The following is an 18,163-nucleotide window of genomic DNA, read 5'->3' on the forward strand; positions in this document are numbered from 1 at the left end:
AAGCGTCACTCCGCCGTAGCGGTCCCGGTCCCGCGGCTGGTCTTCCACAGCGACACCAGCACGCCGCCGCCGATCAGGGCGAAGGTGACGCCCAGCGCGATCAACGGGTCGGGCTTGCCGAAGATCTGCGTGTAGAAGATCTTGCCGCCGATGAACACCAGCACCAGCGCCAGCGCGTATTTCAGATAGCGGAAGCGATGGACCATCGCGGCCAGCGCGAAATACAGCGCGCGCAGGCCGAGAATGGCGAAGATGTTGCTGGTGTAGACCAGATAAGGATCGGTGGTGATCGCGAAGATCGCCGGCACGCTGTCCACCGCGAAAACCAGATCGGCCAGTTCCACCATGATCAGCGCCAGCAGCAGCGGCGTCGCCGTCCAACGCAGGGCGCCGCCCTCGCCCGCCGGCGCCCTGACGACGAAGCGATGGCCATGGAAGCGGTCGGTGACACGGATATGGCGTTTCAGGAAGCGCAGCGCGGCGTTGTCGCCGATGTTGGCCTCCTCATCCTTCGCGAACAGCATCTTGATGCCGGTCAACAGCAGGAAGCCGCCGAAGACATACAGGATCCAGTGGAATTCCGACACCAGCGCCGCACCGGCGCCGATCATCAGACCGCGCAGCACGATGACGCCCAGGATGCCCCAGAACAGGACCCGGTGCTGCAACTCGCGCGGCACCGCGAAATAGCTGAAGATCAGCGATATGACGAAGACATTGTCCAGCGACAGGCTCTTTTCGACGAAGAAGCCCGTGTAATATTGCAGACCGGCCTCGCCGCCCATCGACCACCAGACCCAGCCGCCGAACAGCAGGGCGACGGCGATATAGAAGGCCGAGAGCTTGAGGCTTTCGCCGACGCCGATGACATGGTCGCGCCGGTTCAGGACACCCAGGTCAAGCACCAGAAGAGTCAGCACGATGCCGACGAAGACGACCCAAATCCAGACGGGTTTTCCTAAAAACTCGAGAAAAAACGGCGCAATCATACCGTCCATCGCAAAACCCACTTGATGACGCTGCGTGAGCGGAGAGATCAAGCGGTTCCGACATCACGACCGACGCCTCGGTCGCCAGAGGGGCCCGGACCCGAACTACACGGGCACATGGTGTCGCCGCGACGCAGATCAAGACGGCAACAAGCAGAGCGGCCGTCTCCGAAAGCAAAATCATCGCCTCCACATCCCCTCCGCTCTCTCGCGAGTCGCGGGTCCGGCACGGCTCAAAGCGTGGCGGCGCCCCGCAAAGCCGGGGCCCGGCCGGACCGGGCACCACCGGGACTCGGCGCTTGATGCGCTGTCGCCACAGATGGGGAAGGAATGGCGGGTAATAAAAACACCGATGGTTGCTCGATCTGTGTTCGCTCTTGTGCGGATGGTGCCGTTCTGCCAATAACTCCGAAAAACCGAAACCAAACTGAACAAATGGAGTTTTGCATGAACCAGGCCGAGCTGATCGAAACCGTCGCCACGAACGCCGGCATCAAGAAGGCCGACGCGGCCAAGGTCGTTCAGGCCGTGTTCGAGGGAATTTCCGGCGCGCTGGGCCGCGGCGAAGATGTCCGCCTCGCCGGTTTCGGTATTTTCGAGGTGGCGGAGCGTGCCGCCCGCGAAGGCCGCAATCCGCGCACCGGCGAAGTCGTCGCGATCGCCGCCTCCAAGGCTCCGAAGTTCAAGCCGGCCAAGCAGCTGCGCGATCTGGTGAACGGCTGACACGCATTTATTCACGTCCCACCGGGAGCGCAGCCATGACCATCGATCAAACCGAACTGCAATCGCTGACCGCCAAGGTCGTCGCCGCCTATGTCGGCAACAACTCGGTTCCGGTCCAGGATCTGCCCACGCTGATCAACAGCGTTCAGGTGGCCTTCCGCAGCCTGGGCGATGACAAGCCGGTGCCTGCCAAGGCCGAGCTTGTTCCTGCGGTCGCGATCAAGAAGTCGGTCACGCCCGAATACATCGTCTGCCTGGAAGACGGGAAGAAGCTGAAGATGCTGAAGCGGCATCTGAAGACCGTCTATGACATGACGCCGGACGATTACCGCGCCAAGTGGGGCCTGCCGCCGGAATATCCGATGGTCGCCCCGAACTATGCGAAGGCGCGCTCGGAAATGGCGACCAAGCTCGGACTTGGCCGCAAGCGCGCGGCGGCCGAATAACGGCCTGCCCTCGTCGATGCCAAAAAAAAGGCGCGCCTCCCGGGCGCGCTTTTTTCTTTGCAGACTCCCGGCCCCGCATCTCCTTCTTTCCTGGCCCATAATCCTATGACAAATGTCCGGGTGGTGAATCGGCTCGGCCTTCCCATCTAGGGTTCCGGTAGGGCCAGGTGGCCCGGACTTTCAAAACCGGAGCACCGCTATCGCCTTCCTCGGCACAAAGGCATAGGCATCCGCCATGCTGATCGACCGGGTCCCATCTGTTGCAAGCCGATTTCCGCTGTGGCCAGTCGACGACAGGCAACGTAAGCCGGAGCCGGCCGAACAGGGAGGCGGGAGGCGGACTAACTTGGCCGGAAGTCACCTGGCCGGAAGTCAGGGGTCATAGGTCAGCATCTCTTCCAGACTGCCGGTGCAAATGGAAGAAGAGCCTGGGTATACGCCGAAAAACACCCGGAACACGCCCTTTACCGGGTTGATCCGCCGCGTTTCCGCGGCCACATTATCCTTGTCATGAGGACGCTGTTCCTTACGACAATCAGGAAAAAACCAAACCCACTGCGAAACCAGAGCGGCCAAAGCCGAAAAGACGGACGAAATTCCTGCGTTCCGCCGATGGATCATCGCCTCTATGGCGACCCCGCCACCGGCCCCGACATGAGCGCCGAGATTGGCGCCGACATGGCCCGGCCTTTCAACAGAGGCCGTCCCAGGAAGCGTTGGAGAGGAGGCATTCGCGTGCTGAAGAAACTGCTGACCGGTGAAAACGCCAGCCTGACCCGCTACATCGAAGAGTCGAAGCGCTTTCCGATCCTTGCGCCGGATGTGGAGCGCGACCTCGCCATCGCCTGGCGGGAGCGCGGAAATCCGCGGGCCCTGGAACAGCTGGTGGGCAGCCATCTCCGCCTCGTGATCAAGATCGCCCGCGGCTTCGGCGGCTACGGCCTGTCGCTGGTCGATCTGGTTGCCGAAGGCAATGTCGGCTTGATGCAGGCGGCGCAGAAATTCGATCCGCAGCGCGGCTTCCGCTTCGCCACCTATGCCACGTGGTGGATCCGCGCCGCGATCCAGGAATACATCCTGCACAGCTGGTCGCTGGTGAAGATGGGCACGACCGCCGCACAGAAGAAACTGTTCTTCAACCTGCGCCGCCTGAAGAGCCAGATGGCGGAGCTGGAACAGGGTGATCTTTCGCCGGAGACGGTGGCGACCATCGCCGCCGAGCTGGATGTGCCGGAGACCGAGGTGGTGGAAATGAACCGCCGCCTCGCCGCGAACGACAGCTCGCTCGACGCCACCCTGTCGACCGATGGGGAGACCAATTGGCTGGAGCTGCTGGCCGACGACCGCCCGACCCAGGACGCCATGTTGGCCGACGCCGACGAACTGGCCCTGCGCCGCCGGCTGGTCGGGCAAGCATTGGACCGGCTGGATCCCCGCGAACGCCGCATCCTTTTCGAACGCCGCCTGAAGGATGACCCGTCCACCCTCGAGGCGCTTAGCCAGCAATTCTCGGTATCGCGCGAACGGGTCCGTCAGATCGAGGTGCGGGCGTTCGAAAAGCTTCAGAAGGCCGTACTCGGCGCGGCGCAGGCGTTGCGCCGTCCAGTCACCCCGATGATCGCCTGAGGGCGGCACCCCGCCCTCTTCCAAACCAACTCCCCCAGCTGTCCCGTCCGATACGGCAGCACCGGACGGGCATCATGCGGGATCGGCCTTTCGGCCGCTCACCGCATCGTTCCAGCGGATCGGCGGTTCCGCCCGCCAGTTCGCCCATCGTCTCCAGACCTGTCACCTGAATGCCGGCGGCGCCCATGGCTCCGCCGGCTTTTTCTTTCCTTCTTGTAGTAATATTCTATCAAAATCCAGCCATACCCATCACATTACTCGCCAATTCATGAATGATCTGCGACACATTGACCCGTTCAACAACCAGAGTGCCTGGGCATGATGGGCAACCCTTGAGAGTTATTTTACTTTTTTAGTCGAATAATTCTTTTGTCATATAGCCGTTGAAAGAGGGGCTCCATGTCGCACGCCGCCCAGACTCAATCAATCATCGACCGCATCACCTTTCTGCGCATCGACGAGGCGACAAAGGCGACCCTGCGGGAGTTCCAACCCCATCTGGCGCAGCGGATCGATCAGATTCTCGAGGAATTCTACAGCTATCTCCGCTCGGTGCCCCAGGTGGCGCCGATGCTGACCAATGCCGCCGTGACCAACCGGGCGCGGGATCTGCAAAAGCAGCATTGGCTGCGCAACGTCTTCACCGGCACCTTCGATGACGCCTACGTCACCCAGGTTCTGAAGATCGGTCAGACGCATCAGCGCATCGGCCTGGAGCCGCGTTGGTACACCGGCGCCTATTGCTTCACCCTGAACAAGCTGATCGAACTGGCGGCGCAGATCCACCGCAAGAAACCGGAAAAGCTGGCACAGCTTCTCCAGGCCATCAACAGGGCGGTGTTCCTGGACATGGATCTCGCCACCTCGGTCTATATCGACCTGAACACCGCGGCGATCATCAGCCGCGAATTGGGCAGCACCGCGGACAGCTTCGAACGCGAGGTCAAAGGCGTGGTACAGGCGGTGGCGAGCGCCGCCCAGCGGTTGCAAGGCACCGCGCAGGCGATGAATCGAACCGCCGAGATCACCAGCGTGCAATCGACCCAGGTCGCCGCCGCGGCGGAGGAGGCGTCCGCCAACATCCAGACCGTCGCGGCGGCGGCGGAGGAACTGACCGCCTCCATCGGCGAGATCAGCCAACAGGTGACGCAATCGGCGGCCATCGCCAATGCCGCGATGACGGAGGCCGAACGGACCAACGCCACCGTGCAGGGTCTTGCGGAGGCCGCCAGCCGCATCGGACAGGTGGTGAAGCTGATCCACGACATCGCCAGCCAGACCAACCTTCTCGCCCTGAACGCCACCATCGAGGCGGCCCGCGCCGGCGAGGCGGGAAAGGGGTTCGCCGTGGTGGCGAGCGAGGTGAAAAGCCTGGCCAATCAAACCGCCAAGGCAACCGAAGAGATCAATGCGCAGATCAGCGCCGTCCAGGGGGCGACCCAGGAGGCGGTTGGCGCCATCCGCTCCATCTCCAGCACCATCGCCCGCATCAACGAGATCTCCACGACCATCGCCAGCGCCATCCAGGAGCAGGGCGCCGCCACGACGGAAATCGCCCGCAACGTCCAGCAGGCGTCGCGGGGCACCCGTGAAGTCAGCGAAACCATTGTCGCGGTCAACGCATCGGCCAACAGTGCCGGTAAGGAAGCCCGTCAGGTGCTGGTGGCGACCGATGAGCTGTCGCGCCAATCCGACACCCTGCGAAGCGAGGTCGACCGCTTCCTGGCCAGCGTCCGCGCCGGCTGAGCCCGAACCGGCTGGATCTGGACCGTCTGGATCTGGGCCATCTGGATCGGGGCCATCTGGATCGGGGCCGGCGAGCCTCCCTTTCATGCGAAGGCTCCGGCGTGGTGCTCGCCACCGGCCGAAAGCCTTATCCCGACCGCACATGATGGGGAACGCCAGCGCGCCGTGTAGGGTTGTTACGGAAGCCGCCAAACCCAACGGCGGCACGTTGCGGGAAAAACCTGCGAGGCATCGGCATCATGGCAACTGCACAGCGCGGCTCCGACCCCGGCGGCGCCGTCCCAGGCGGGCGCTTCCAAGCGGAAGCGGACAGCGAGCCCGATGACCGCGCCACCCTTGCGCTGCCGCTGACGATCCGCCCGGCAAGGCGGGAGGATCTGCCGACGCTGGAATGGTTCGGCTTGCACACCCCCCATCGCGAGATCATCGCCACCGCCTTTCGCCTTCAGGAGCATGGCGACGGCGCCATGCTGCTGGCCGAGGTCAACGGCTTTCCCGCCGGTCAGATCTGCATCGATTTCCTGCGGAAGCGCCAGCAACGCCGGGCCACCCTGTGGGCCTTGCGCGTGTTCCAGCCCTTCCGCAGGCTCGGCATCGGGGTCCGGCTTTTGGGGGCGGCCGAAAGGGTGGTGATCCAGCGCGGGCTTCCGGTCGCCGAACTGGGTGTGGACCGCGACAATGCCAGGGTCCTGCCCTTCTATGAGCGGCTGGGCTACGACCATTGCGGCCGGGAGCGTGGCCAGTTCCTGTACCACACGCCCGAAGGCCGTCTCGTACGCGTCGCCATCGATCAATGGCTTCTGCACAAGCGGCTTTCCAGAGACGACAACGCCGCCGAAGCCGATCCGGACAGCGGCCGTGGGCTGCGGCTGGCGGGCGACTGAGCGCTATTCCGCCGCCAGCGCCGCGTTGGCGGGCAGCGACACCAACCGGGCGATTCGACGGCGCGGCAGAAAGATGCGAGCGCCATCGAGGATTCCCCCAAGTTCCCCCATCGCATCGGCCGCCATGAACAGCGCCACCGGTGGAAGCCAGCGGTCGAGCACCTGCGCCGCCACTTCACCATCACCGCTCTGGACCGCCGCCAGGGAATCCAGCAGGGCGATCTCGTCGACGCTGATGCGGTTGCAGGCGGGGCAGCGGATTTCCGGCTTGCGGGCGCCGGAAACCGCGAAGGTGCCGAGCAGGGCGAACAGCGGCAGCAACGCCGTATTCGGCACGCCGGCGACGTTCAGCCCGATGCGCATCGACGCCATCGCGCCGGCGGTGCCCGCGCGGAACCACTGGCGGACACCGGTCAGCAATGCCCGTTCGGCCGTCGTCAGCTCCGTCACCGTCCAGGGCGACGGCCGCCCCTCTTCCACCGTACCGCACATGCCGAAAGCTCCTTCATCCGGTTGCAGGACCATCCTAGCGCCTCACGCGATTTATTGCGAGTCATTCTTATTTGCGATTATTGACTGTGACAAAAGGTGGCGTCCGGCACTGGGGAGACCGCGGGAAAGGGCGCGTTAACGAAGGGCGGCAATCCTGAGTTCACTGGCAAGGCGGGGTATCGCTGGGCATGAGGCGGACGGCATGAGGCGGACGATTGGATGGGGGATGGGGCGGGCCTTTCTCGGACCGGTCGCGGCAATCACACTCTTTGTCGCCTGGGGCCTGACGGCGGCCCATCCGGCCAGGGCGCAGATCCTTCTGAAATCCGCTTACGGCGAGGCGTCGCTGGCCGGTCCGGCCAAGGCACGCGGTGCCGTGGTGTGGAGCCATGGCCGCTCGGTGGAGTCAGAGGATTCCGAGGCCCCCACGCCGCTCTACATGAAGGCGTTGCGCGACGCCGGTTGGGATGTCTACCGCCTCGACCGCATGCGCGTCAGCGATACATTGCCCAACAGCTCCCGCGCGCTGGCCGGCTATTCCGAGGCGCTGAAGGCCAAGGGCTACCGGCGTGTCGCCCTGGCCGGCCAGTCCTTCGGCGCCTTCATCTCGCTGATCGCCGCCGGGCAAACCAACGCCGTCGATGCCGTGATCGCCACCGCCCCCGCCGCCTACGGCAACTTCACCGAATCCTTCGACAGCTATCGCGAGAACGCCGCCCAGCTCTGGCCGATCCTGCGCGAGGTCCGCCGGGCGCGGGTGATGATGGTTTTCTTCCACGGTGACGATTTCGATCCGGGCGGACGGGCGGAGCCGGCCCGCGGCATCCTGGCCCAGCGCGGGTTGAGCAGCCTGATCATCGACCAGCCGGCCCTGCTGACCGGTCATGGCGCCGCCAACACCGGCCTGTTCGTCCGCCGCTTCGGCGCCTGCATCGTCCGTTTCGCCGAGGAGGCGCCGGGCCCGAACGACCCGCCCTGCGACCAGTCCTGGGGCCGCAGCCCCAGCGCCGAGCTGCTGCAGGCCACCCTGCCCGCCAACGGCTCCGGGTCCGCCCAGGGCAACGACACCGCCGCCGCGACGCTTCGTCCCTATATGGGCCTGTGGTATGGCAGCTACATCAATGGCCGAGAGGTCGCCCTCTCGGTTGAGAAGGCCGAGGGGGATGCCGTCCATGCCGACTATGTGCTGGGCGCCGGCATGGAACCCGACCAGCCCGCCGAACGGGTGCGCCGGAAGGGCCATATCGAGAATGGCGAACTGGTCTTCGACGAGAAGGGCCGCAACATCCTGCGCTATCGCCTGCGTCCCGACGGCCGCATCGCCGCCAGTTGGCTGGACAAGGACGGCCACGGCCGGCTCGACACGGTGCTGCGCCGGGTGAATTGACCGCCATGGCCTGCCCCGCTCCGCCGGTGGGCGCTCAGCCTTCGGCCAGAAAGGCGCGGACGATGGCGATTTGCTCGTCGGTCATCAGCGACGGCGCATGGCCGGTGTTGGGGATTTCCACCACCCGCACCAGACCGGAGGCGCCCGGCCCCCGCTCCGCCATCCGCTCCGCCGTCTCGGCGCTCAGCAGGTCGGACTCGGCGCCGCGCAGAACCAGAACCGGGCAGCGCACGCGGTCCCACAGCGCCCACAGATCGACATCGCCGATGGGCGCGGTCTTGAACGCATCGCCGATGGCGGGATCATAGGCCAGACGGAATCTTCCATCCGGCAGCGGCCGGGCGCTGTGCTCCGCCATATGGCGCCAGCAGGCGTCACTGATCGTGCCGAACCCCATCAGGACGAAGCGCAGATAGGAATCCAGCGCCGCCAGATCCTCGAACACCGGATCCTTGCCGACGTAATCGGCGATCCGCTGCAACCCGGCCTGGGCGATGAAGGGGCCGACATCGTTGATCACCATGCGGCGGATCGGGCTGTTGGCCTGGGCCGCCAGCGTCATGCCGATCAGCCCGCCCATCGAGGTGCCGACCCAATCGACCGTCTCGACCCCCATGCGGGCGATCAGCGCCACCATGTCGGCACAATATTGCGGATAGCCGTAAAGCGCCGGCACCGGCAGCCAGTCGCTGCGCCCGCGCCCGACCACATCCGGGCAGGCGACCCGCCAGCCGTCGGCCAGCGCCAGCGCCAGCCGGTCGAAGTCGCGGCCGTTGCGCGTCAGCCCATGGACGCAAAGCGCCGTCCGCGCCGCATCGTCGCGCCCCCACTGGGTATAGGCGATCCTGTGGAACCCGGCGGCGCTGAGGCCGAGGACGCTGCGTTCGGACATCGGCACGGGCGGACACTCCTGTTCAGATTGGGCCTGTCGAGATGGGATGGGACTATCCCTTTTTCGGCGCTCTGGCACCATGCGGCAACTCCGCCTCCACGTCCCGCCCGGCGGCGGCGCGGATGGCGGGCAGCGCCGACGAGGGCTCCGTCACCGAGGCATCGAAGGGATGGCTGCTGTTGTCGTAGAGGCGGCGGATCACGCGGATGTAGTTGCGCGTCTCCTCATAGGGCGGAACGCCCTTATGACGGTCGACGGCGCCCTCCCCGGCATTGTAGCCGGCGAGCGCCAGCGTGACGTCGCCCTGGAAATAGGCCAGCAGCCAGCGTAGATACCTCACCCCGCCGGTGATGTTCTGTTTGGGGTCGAAGACGTCCGCGACGCCGAAGCGGTCGGCCGTGTCGGGGATCAGCTGCATCAGGCCGGCGGCCTCCTTGGGCGACACCGCATCGGTGCGGAAGGCGCTCTCCGCCTGGATCACCGCCAGCACCAGCGCCGGGTCCACCCCGTATTTCGGAGCGATGGCGTTGACCAGCCCGGCCACCTCCGCCGGCGGCGGCCCGACCTCGCGAACCGGACCGCCGCCGGGCCGGCACCAGGGGCGGATGCGTCCCATGCGACCGGGGACATAATTGACCAGCCGCCGCGCCTCCGGATGCCCGCGCGAAGCGGCGGCACGCAGCCAGGCGGTGCCGAGCCGCTTGTCCTTGCGCACGCCCGTGCCGAACAGATAGCGGCGGGCCAGCCGGAAGGCGGCGTTGGCGTCGCCCTGTTCGGCCAGCTCGCAATCGGTGGATTTGACCTTGGGCGAAGGTGGCGGCAATGCCGCGATCGCCTTCGGCCCCTCCGCGGCTTCGGCCGTCCCCGCAAAGGATGCCAAGGTCATACCGGCAGCCCACAGCGCCAGCGCAACCAGCGGCACCTTCACAACACGGCCAAGCAACGAACGCCCCTCCCCGCAAGCCCGCGCATCCCACGGGAAGCAGAAGTATGGTGACGCAACCCGGAGCCAGCAAGAGCGTTACGGACCGCGACGGCGGCGCCCCTGCTTCTTCGGCGCCCCCTCCGGAATGCCGCGGCCTTGGCGGGCGCTGCTGATGCCGATGCTGCCGGGGGTTTCCAGCCCGAGATCCATCGCTTCCAGCCGGCGCAGCTCGTCGCGCAGGCGGGCGGCCTCCTCGAACTCCAGGTCGGCGGCGGCGGCGCGCATGCGCTTCTCCAGATCGGCGATCACCGCCTTCAGATTGTGACCGACCAGTTCCTCCTTGCCGAGGCCGGTCTTCACCGTCACATGGTCGCCGCGCTCGAACACGCTTTCCAGAATGTCGCCGATCGCCTTCTTCACCGATTCCGGCGTGATGCCATGTTCGAGATTGTAGGCCATCTGCTTCTCGCGACGGCGGGCCGTCTCGTCGATGGCGTATTTCATGCTGTCGGTGATCTTGTCGGCATAGAGGATTGCCCGCCCGTCGATATTGCGCGCCGCGCGGCCGATGGTCTGGATCAGCGAGGTCCTGCTGCGCAGATAGCCTTCCTTGTCGGCGTCCAGGATCGCCACCAGCGCGCATTCCGGGATGTCCAGCCCCTCGCGCAGCAGGTTGATGCCGACCAGCACGTCATAGGCGCCCAGCCGCAGGTCGCGGATGATCTCGATGCGCTCCAGCGTCTCCACGTCGGAGTGGATGTAGCGCACGCGCAGTCCCGCCTCGTGCATGTATTCGGTCAGCGCCTCCGCCATCTTCTTGGTCAGCGTGGTGACCAGGACGCGATAGCCCTTGGCGACGACCTCCTTGCACTCGCCGATCAGGTCGTCGACCTGGGTCTCGGTCGGGCGGATGATCACCGGCGGGTCGATCAGGCCGGTCGGCCGCACCAGCTGTTCGGTGAAGGCGCCGCCGGTGCGCTCCAGTTCCCACGGACCGGGGGTGGCGGAGACGAAGACCGTCTGCGGCCGCATGCCCTCCCACTCCTCGAACTTCAGCGGGCGGTTGTCCTTGGCGCTGGGCAGGCGGAAGCCGTAGTCGGACAGCGTCGATTTGCGCATCAAGTCGCCACGGTACATGCCGCCGATCTGCGGCACCATGACGTGGCTCTCGTCGACGATCAGCAGGGCCTCGGCCGGCAGATACTCGAACAGGGTCGGCGGCGGCTCGCCCGGCGCGCGGCCGGTCAGATAGCGCGAGTAGTTCTCGATGCCGGCACAGGAGCCGGTGGCGGCCATCATCTCGATGTCGAAGGTCGTCCGCTGTTCCAGCCGCTGCGCCTCCAGCAGCTTGCCCTCGGCGGCGAATTCCTCCAGCCGCTCCTTCAGGTCCTTCTTGATCTGGGATATCGCCTGATTGAGCGTCGGCTTCGGCGTCACATAGTGGCTGTTCGGATAGACGCGCACCGCCTCCAGCGCCGCCAGCTTCTCGCCGGTCAGCGGGTCGATCTCATGGATGCCCTCGATCTCGTCGCCGAACAGCGAGATGCGCCACGCCCGGTCCTCCATGTGGGCCGGGAACAGCTCCACCGTGTCGCCGCGCACGCGGAACAGGCCGCGGCCGAAGGCGGCATCGTTGCGCTTGTATTGCAGTTCGGTCAGCTTGCGCAGCAGCTCGGGCTGGGCGATCACCTCGCCCTTGCGCAGATCGACCGTCATCTCCGAATAGGTTTCGACCGAGCCGATACCATAGATGCAGGACACAGACGCCACGATGATGACGTCGTCGCGCTCCAGCAGCGCCCGCGTCGCCGAATGGCGCATGCGGTCGATCTGCTCGTTGATCGAGGATTCCTTCTCGATATAGGTGTCGGTGCGCGGGACGTAGGCTTCCGGCTGGTAATAATCATAGTAGGAGACGAAGTACTCCACCGCGTTGGTCGGGAAGAAGGACTTCATCTCTCCATAGAGCTGGGCCGCCAGAGTCTTGTTGGGCGCCAGGATCAGCGTCGGGCGCTGCACCGTCTGGATGACATGCGCCATGGTGAAGGTCTTGCCCGAACCGGTGACGCCCAGCAGCACCTGATCCTTCTCGCCCTGCCCGAGGCCGGCGGTCAGTTCGGCGATCGCGGTCGGCTGGTCGCCCGACGGCTTGAAATCCGACGAGATGACGAACTGCTTTCCGGCTTCCAGCTTCGCCAGCGGCCTGGCGGGGATGGCGGACAGGACGGGACTTGCCATGGGGCGATCCGAATCGGGAGGAGGGGGTACGGAACGGGAACCACTTATATGGCCGCTCTGCTGCCGTCTGTCGAGTGTGGGCTGCCCGCCAACCGCAATCTCCTGCCGGACAAAATGGCTCATGCAAATCTCTTTTAAGTTGAGATCGCCGGAATGGAAGATTCGATATCTTGAACGCTGCAATAGATTATGGCATCGTCTTGTTTAGAGTATGAATTTAATTCGATTCACGAGGCCTATACGGACGAGTTGACACGGGCAGCTCCCTGTCCGCACGGCGTGACAACGTTTCGTGGATCGTTTTTTGTTACGCATCCGGTGGATCATCCATGTCAGACAGGTTTTTTTCCGAGATTTCCGACACCCTGTCCTCCGCCCGGTCGGTCGAAGACCTGACCCGTCCGCTGCTGAGCCTGCTTGAAGCGGTAACGGAACTGGAGGCGACCTATCTGACCTGCATCGATCGGGAATTGGGCATACAGCGCGTTCTGTTCGCCTACAATACCAAGACGATGCGGATTCCCGAAGGGCTCGTCGTTCCTTGGGAAGGAACCCTGTGCAAGCGCGCCCTCGACGAGGGAAGGTTCCACACCGACGACGTGCCGGCGCTGTGGGGCGATTGTGATGCCGCCAAGGCGCTCGGCATCCAGACCTATGTCAGCACCCCGGTCAGGCTGAATGACGGCACCCTCTTCGGAACGCTGTGCGCGGCCGGGTCGGAACGCAAGCCGCTGACCCCGAAGGGGGAGCAGATTCTCCGCCTCTTCTCCTCGCTCATCGGCCTGCATGTGGAGCGGGAGCAACTCCTTGAAAACCTCCAATCGGTCAACAGCGCGTTGGAAGCCCATTCCTTCACCGACGTTCTGACCGGATTGCCCAACCGGCGCTTCCTTCTGAAGGAGATGAAGCGTCTGTTCGCCAGCGCCGAATCGGCCGGGCAGACGGTCCTGATCGCCTTCATCGATCTCGACGGCTTCAAGGCGATCAACGACCGTCACGGCCACGAGGTCGGCGACACGTTTCTGATCGAGGTGGGCAAACGCCTGTCGCCGGGGCTTCGGGCCGGGGATATCCTCGGCCGCTTCGGCGGCGACGAATTCATCATCACCGGCCTGGGACCATCCGGGGATACCGCGGCCCAGGCGGCGGCGGAGAGCCTGTGCGGCCGCCTGGCGCCGCTGCTGGTCGGAGAGTACCGGGTGCGGGGCGTCACCCTGTATTATTCCGGCGCGAGCTTCGGTCCCACCGCCATTGATCCGCGCACCGTCACGGTGGACGCGGCGTTGCGGAAGGCCGATGCCGCCATGTATAAGGTGAAGCGCCAACGGAAGGCGCACAGGGCCTGACCCGGACATCCGACCGGGAAGCGGGGCGCGGCCGGCGCCCCTACCCCACCATTTTCGGATTGGCGATCCCCAACCGCGCCCTGACGATTGCTTCCAGCGAGTCCATCAGCACATCCTGGCCGTCGTGATCGAAATCGCCGGCACCGATCTCGATGCACAGGCGATGCTGGAGCGCCTCCACCCGCTTGCCCAGGTCGCCGCCGGACAGGGCGCCATCGGCGTCCTCGCCATAGAGCAGGGCGAGCGCCTCCAGCATCGAATGGCCGGCGGCATCCAGCCCCTTCAACTCACGCTCGGCGATCTCCAGCGCGTTGGCGATCATCAGCGCGGCGAAGCGGGCCTCCGGCGCCACATGGGGAAGCACATCGGCGCGGAAGGTGGAGGCGGCGATCTCCAGCAGGCCACGGGCGTCGGGATTGGCGCGCATCAGGCCACCTTCTCCACCGCAGCGGACGCCATGCCCCCAAGGGCGCCGATGGAGCGGAGATGGCGCAGCATATCCATCTCGATCTCCGGCAACATCCGCCCGGTCAGCGCCAGTTCCAGCGAGGGTTGGGCGCCGGAGCTGTGGCGCAGCCCCTGCTCCACCGCGATGGCCGCCCAGCGCAGATAGGCGGCCGTCTCCCAATAGGCGATGCGGACCGGATCGACGCGGCGGCCCGCCGTCTCCTCATAGCCGGCATAGAAATCCGCCCGGTCGGAAATGCCGCCGGCTTCGCGGTCGGGCCGGCGGAACCGCCAGGAGCGGGCGCAGAACCAGCCCAAATCCTCCATCGGATCGCTGAAGCCTGCGAACTCCCAATCGAGGACCGCCGTCAGGGCGCCGTCCTTGACCAGATAATTGCCGGTTCGGAAATCGCGATGGCACAGCACCACCGCCCCCGGCAGCGGCGCGTTGATCTCCATCCAGCGCAGGCCCCAGGCGATCACCGGATCGCGACGCCCGAGATCACCGAACCAGCGGCGGAATTGCGCCAGCGTTTCCTGCGCCGGGCAATCCGGCGCCTCGCCCAGCCGTTCCAGCCCCTCGACATCCGGCGTGATCCGGTGCAGCAGGCCAAGCTGCCGGCCAAGCTCGCGCGCCAGTTCCGGTTGCGCCGTCTCCGAACGGGTCAGCGCATGGCCGGCGCCCAGCCCCTCGGCCCGGCGCATGATGTAGAAGTCATGGCCGAGCACGGCGGGATCGTCGCAGGCGAACAGCGGTTCGGGCGCCATCACCCCGGCGGCGAAGGCGGCGCGCAGCACCACGAACTCCCGCAGCTTGCCGATGCTGGCGGAGATGCGTCCGCCACCCTCCGCCCGCAGCACGCAGGCATGGCGCCCGCCAAGCGGTCCTCCAAAGATGTCCAGCGTCACCGCGAGATTGAGGGAAATCGCGCCACCGCCCAGCCGTCCATCCTCCGTCACGGTGACGCGGGAGGCACCGGCCTGCGCGGCCAGCCAGTTCTCCAGTTTATTCCGGTTGTCACCGGACAGCAGCGAAGGCGGGGACCGGTCGGACGCTTTCACGACATGCATGGCGTTCTCCCTCCGAAATTTCCAGGGCGCGTTGGCTCGCGCGTCTTTGTCCATTTCAGCCGCCGATGGTACGCGCGAAGCGCTGTTGCCGACAAGCTTCACCTAGGTGAGAAAGCGGCTCCACCTCCAAAAAATCCGGCCCCTCCCCCACCTTGCGGGCGGGAAAGGGGCCGTTTTTTGCATAAGGTGTTTCGAGATCAATCCCCGAGGGGGTGTCAGGCGGCGATCGGCTGGTTCGTCCCCTGCTCCTGGCCGGCCGGGGCGAGCTGCTGCATCGCGGGGACCGGCACCGGCTTGGCTTCGCGAACCGGCAGCATGTCGCCGATGCCGAAGGCGACCGCCATCAGGTTCGGTACCGCCATGGCGGCAAGCAGGATCGACCACAGCTCCAGCGACAGGGTGCCCAGCGGATTGGCCAGCGCGGCGGTGACGGAGGCGGTGGCCAGGGCGGCCGACAGCCAGGCCTCCGGCTTGGCGCAGAAGCGGCCGGCGGTGCGCTTGCCGCCCTTGGCGGTCACCCGGAAGGCATCATGCTTGCGGACCAGACCACGGACGACGGCGAGCGCGACGGTGGTGGACAGCGCCATGCCGACGGCGCAGGCGCCCAGGCTTTCCTTCCAGCTGTTGCCGGAGGCGTAGCGCGAGGCCAGCAGGCTGGAGCCGGCACGCAGAACCAGAGCCCCCAGCACGGCGGCGGTGGCGGCCACCGGCGGCAGATGCAGCGGGAGGACAAGCGAGGCGAAGGTCCAGACCACGCCGGCGATCGCGGCGAACAGACCGACGGCATCGGACCACCAGCGGATCCAGTTGGTGACGTAGCCCAGCTTCTGCCGCGCGCTCAGCTCGGCGGCACCCGGCAGGAACTTCTTCCAATGGGCGCGGACGATCTGGGTCGAGCCGAACACCCAGCGGTCACGCTGCTTGCGGAACTGCATGAAGTTGTCCGGGGCCAGACCGGCGCCGAGCCGCTCGTCGGTGTAGGCGGCGCGATAGCCGGCCGACAGGATGCGCAGGCCCAGCTCGGTGTCCTCGCAGATGCCGGCCTCCGACCAGCCGCCGACCCGATCCATCGCCGACCGGCGCAGCATGATCATCGTGCCGTGGCAGATGAAGGCCTGGGACGACAGCCCCTCCTGCATGCCGACGTCGAAGAAGGGACGGTATTCCGCCGTCATCGCCGCTTTCAGCGCCGTCTCCTGGCCGTCGCGGTGCTCCTGCGGCGCCTGTACGATGCCGACCGACGGATCGGCGAAGGCCGGGGCGAGCTTCGACAGCCAGTCGGGCGAGACGGTATAATCGGCGTCGAGCACGGCGACGATCTCGGCATCCTTGTCGGTGTGACGCAGCGCGGCATTGAGCGCGCCGGCCTTGAAACCGGAGATCTTCTTGTACCAGTGGAACTTGAACTTCGGCCCCAGCGCTTGGCACATCTCCTCCACCGGGCGGACCAGATGCTCCTCCTCGGTGTTGTTGATCAGCACGACGACCTCGTAGTTCGGGTAGTCGAGCCGCGACAGCGAGGCCAGCGTGGCGTTCAGGACATCCGGCTGCTCGCGGCAGGCGGCGACATGGATCGAGACCATCGGCTGGTGATCGGTGCCGGGCGCGGCGTGCGGCAGCAGCGCCGGGGCGCGGCCGGTCAGCAGGCGGCGGGCGACATCGACCAGATCGGCGAAGGCGACGCTCATCATCAGGGCGCCCAGCGCGAAGGCGGAGCCCCAGGTGGTGACGGCGCCGAAGGTCAGATACTCGGCGAAGGCGCCGGCGACGGCGGAGCCGATGGCGAAGCCGATGATGTTGGCGCCCAGCGAGGCGGCCAGGGCGAAACCGGCATTGGTCCGGCGGCGGAACACGGCGAAGGCCGACAGGGCGAGGCCGACGGCCAGCGCCACCCCCGCACCGACCCGCTCGCCATAGGGAGCGGCGACGGCACCGGTCATCGCCCATTTCGGCTGACGGTCGGCATCCAGCACGCCCCAGGTCGGGCCGGGCGAACCTTCGATCGTCGATTTCCACACGCCGTCGAAAGCCTCGACGACATTATAGTGCAGGCCGAGCGCATTGGCCTCCGCCGCGAAACCGCGGACGACGGCGGCCTGGGCCTCCGGCGTCGGGTAGGCATTGTGGAAATTCTCGCCGCCCGACGGCCAGCCGACCTCGCCGACGAACAGCGGCTTGCCCGGATGGGCCTTGCGCACGGTGTCGAGCCGGTCACGGATCCAGGTCAGCGCATCCGACACCGGCACGCCTTCCCAATAGGGCAGGACGTGGACGCCCATGAAGTCGGACGCCTTCACCGTGGCATCGGCCTTGACCATCTCCGACCACACGTCGGCGGTGCCGACCTTGATGCCGGGCGGAACGGCGGCGCGCACCCGCTTGATGTAGGTGGACAGTTCGGCGTCGGTGAGCTCCGCGCGCAGCAGCGTCTCGTTGCCGACGACGATGCGCTTGATGCCGCGGAATTCCTTGGCCAGCGCGATGCCGTGCAGCACCTCCCGCTCGTTGCGGGCCTTGTCCTTGCTCAGCCAGATGCCGAGCGTGACGTCCAGCCCCTTGGACACCGCGATCTCCGGCACCTCGCCCTGGGAGCCGAGGGTCGAGTAGGTGCGCACGCCGTCGGCGAAGCCGGCGATGGCGGTCATGTCCCTCTCGATGTCCTTGCGCGGCACCACCGGCTGGTGATTGGGGTCGTAATTGCGGCCGGAGGGCGAGTAGGATACCGATTCGATGCGACCGGGCTCCGCCTCCACCGGCGTCGGCGCGTTGCGCCAGGACCAGAAGGACGCGTGGCCGGCGGTCACGGCCAGCAGTGCGGCGGCGATGGCTGCGCGCCGGATCGGGTTCTTCGGGTTGCTCATGGGGAGTTCGCGTTGCCCTGTTGCGGGGTGGCCGTTCGCCACCGGACATCCGCACAAACGGGCTGACCGACTTCCCTATTCCGCCACTTC

The 18,163-nt window shown here is 66.1% G+C and carries 15 protein-coding genes; 7 read left to right on the forward strand and 8 right to left on the reverse strand.

Going from position 1 to position 18,163, the window contains the following annotated elements:
* Positions 1–5 precede the first annotated feature (5 nt).
* Entirely contained in the window at positions 6–998 is a 993-nt protein-coding gene (locus AZL_RS08310) for a TerC family protein (protein ID WP_012974183.1), read from the reverse strand.
* A 438-nt stretch (positions 999–1,436) separates the two neighbouring features.
* On the opposite strand from AZL_RS08310, the gene AZL_RS08315 reads away from it, so the two are divergent.
* The 5 genes from AZL_RS08315 to AZL_RS08335 all read left to right on the forward strand — a co-directional run bounded on the left by AZL_RS08315 (position 1,437) and on the right by AZL_RS08335 (position 6,414).
* Positions 1,437–1,712, forward strand: coding sequence for an HU family DNA-binding protein (locus AZL_RS08315; protein WP_012974184.1), 276 nt, complete (start codon positions 1,437–1,439; stop codon positions 1,710–1,712).
* Between the two features lie 35 nt (positions 1,713–1,747).
* Positions 1,748–2,158 (forward strand): MucR family transcriptional regulator, encoded by a 411-nt coding sequence (locus AZL_RS08320; protein ID WP_012974185.1) that lies wholly within the window; start codon positions 1,748–1,750, stop codon positions 2,156–2,158.
* A 735-nt stretch (positions 2,159–2,893) separates the two neighbouring features.
* Positions 2,894–3,784: an RNA polymerase sigma factor RpoH gene (rpoH, locus tag AZL_RS08325; protein WP_042442817.1), complete on the forward strand. Its 891-nt coding sequence runs from the start codon at positions 2,894–2,896 to the stop codon at positions 3,782–3,784.
* 399 nt (positions 3,785–4,183) lie between these two features.
* Positions 4,184–5,530, forward strand: coding sequence for a globin-coupled sensor protein (locus AZL_RS08330; RefSeq protein WP_012974187.1), 1,347 nt, complete (start codon positions 4,184–4,186; stop codon positions 5,528–5,530).
* A 239-nt stretch (positions 5,531–5,769) separates the two neighbouring features.
* Positions 5,770–6,414, forward strand: coding sequence for a GNAT family N-acetyltransferase (locus tag AZL_RS08335; protein ID WP_012974188.1), 645 nt, complete (start codon positions 5,770–5,772; stop codon positions 6,412–6,414).
* A 3-nt stretch (positions 6,415–6,417) separates the two neighbouring features.
* Here AZL_RS08335 and AZL_RS08340 read toward each other — a convergent pair whose 3' ends face one another.
* The gene (locus AZL_RS08340) at positions 6,418–6,906 is read right to left on the reverse strand and encodes a hypothetical protein (RefSeq protein ID WP_148219257.1); all 489 of its coding nucleotides are present in this window, start codon (positions 6,904–6,906) and stop codon (positions 6,418–6,420) included.
* 202 nt (positions 6,907–7,108) lie between these two features.
* Here AZL_RS08340 and AZL_RS08345 point away from each other — a divergent pair, with 202 nt between their 5' ends.
* Positions 7,109–8,293: an alpha/beta hydrolase gene (locus tag AZL_RS08345; protein ID WP_012974190.1), complete on the forward strand. Its 1,185-nt coding sequence runs from the start codon at positions 7,109–7,111 to the stop codon at positions 8,291–8,293.
* Between the two features lie 34 nt (positions 8,294–8,327).
* Here AZL_RS08345 and AZL_RS08350 read toward each other — a convergent pair whose 3' ends face one another.
* From AZL_RS08350 to uvrB, 3 genes are all read right to left on the reverse strand, one after another.
* Entirely contained in the window at positions 8,328–9,191 is an 864-nt protein-coding gene (locus AZL_RS08350; RefSeq protein WP_086935350.1) for an alpha/beta fold hydrolase, read from the reverse strand.
* A 46-nt stretch (positions 9,192–9,237) separates the two neighbouring features.
* Positions 9,238–10,128, reverse strand: coding sequence for a lytic transglycosylase domain-containing protein (locus AZL_RS08355; protein WP_247894174.1), 891 nt, complete (start codon positions 10,126–10,128; stop codon positions 9,238–9,240).
* 78 nt (positions 10,129–10,206) lie between these two features.
* Entirely contained in the window at positions 10,207–12,348 is a 2,142-nt protein-coding gene (gene uvrB, locus AZL_RS08360; RefSeq protein WP_012974193.1) for an excinuclease ABC subunit UvrB, read from the reverse strand.
* A gap of 329 nt (positions 12,349–12,677) precedes the next feature.
* On the opposite strand from uvrB, the gene AZL_RS08365 reads away from it, so the two are divergent.
* Positions 12,678–13,694 (forward strand): sensor domain-containing diguanylate cyclase, encoded by a 1,017-nt coding sequence (locus AZL_RS08365; protein WP_012974194.1) that lies wholly within the window; start codon positions 12,678–12,680, stop codon positions 13,692–13,694.
* 40 nt (positions 13,695–13,734) lie between these two features.
* Here AZL_RS08365 and AZL_RS08370 read toward each other — a convergent pair whose 3' ends face one another.
* From AZL_RS08370 to AZL_RS08380, 3 genes are all read right to left on the reverse strand, one after another.
* A complete protein-coding gene (locus AZL_RS08370; RefSeq protein WP_012974195.1) occupies positions 13,735–14,121 on the reverse strand; it encodes a DUF6285 domain-containing protein in 387 nt (128 codons plus the stop codon).
* Positions 14,121–15,212, reverse strand: a complete 1,092-nt coding sequence (locus tag AZL_RS08375; protein ID WP_012974196.1) for a phosphotransferase family protein — start codon at positions 15,210–15,212, stop codon at positions 14,121–14,123. Before AZL_RS08375 ends, AZL_RS08370 begins: the two co-directional genes overlap by 1 nt.
* Before the next feature lie 215 nt (positions 15,213–15,427).
* A complete protein-coding gene (locus AZL_RS08380; RefSeq protein WP_012974197.1) occupies positions 15,428–18,073 on the reverse strand; it encodes a glycosyltransferase in 2,646 nt (881 codons plus the stop codon).
* Between the last annotated feature and the right edge of the window lie 90 nt (positions 18,074–18,163).

Source organism: Azospirillum sp. B510, assembly GCF_000010725.1.
GTDB lineage: Bacteria > Pseudomonadota > Alphaproteobacteria > Azospirillales > Azospirillaceae > Azospirillum > Azospirillum lipoferum_B.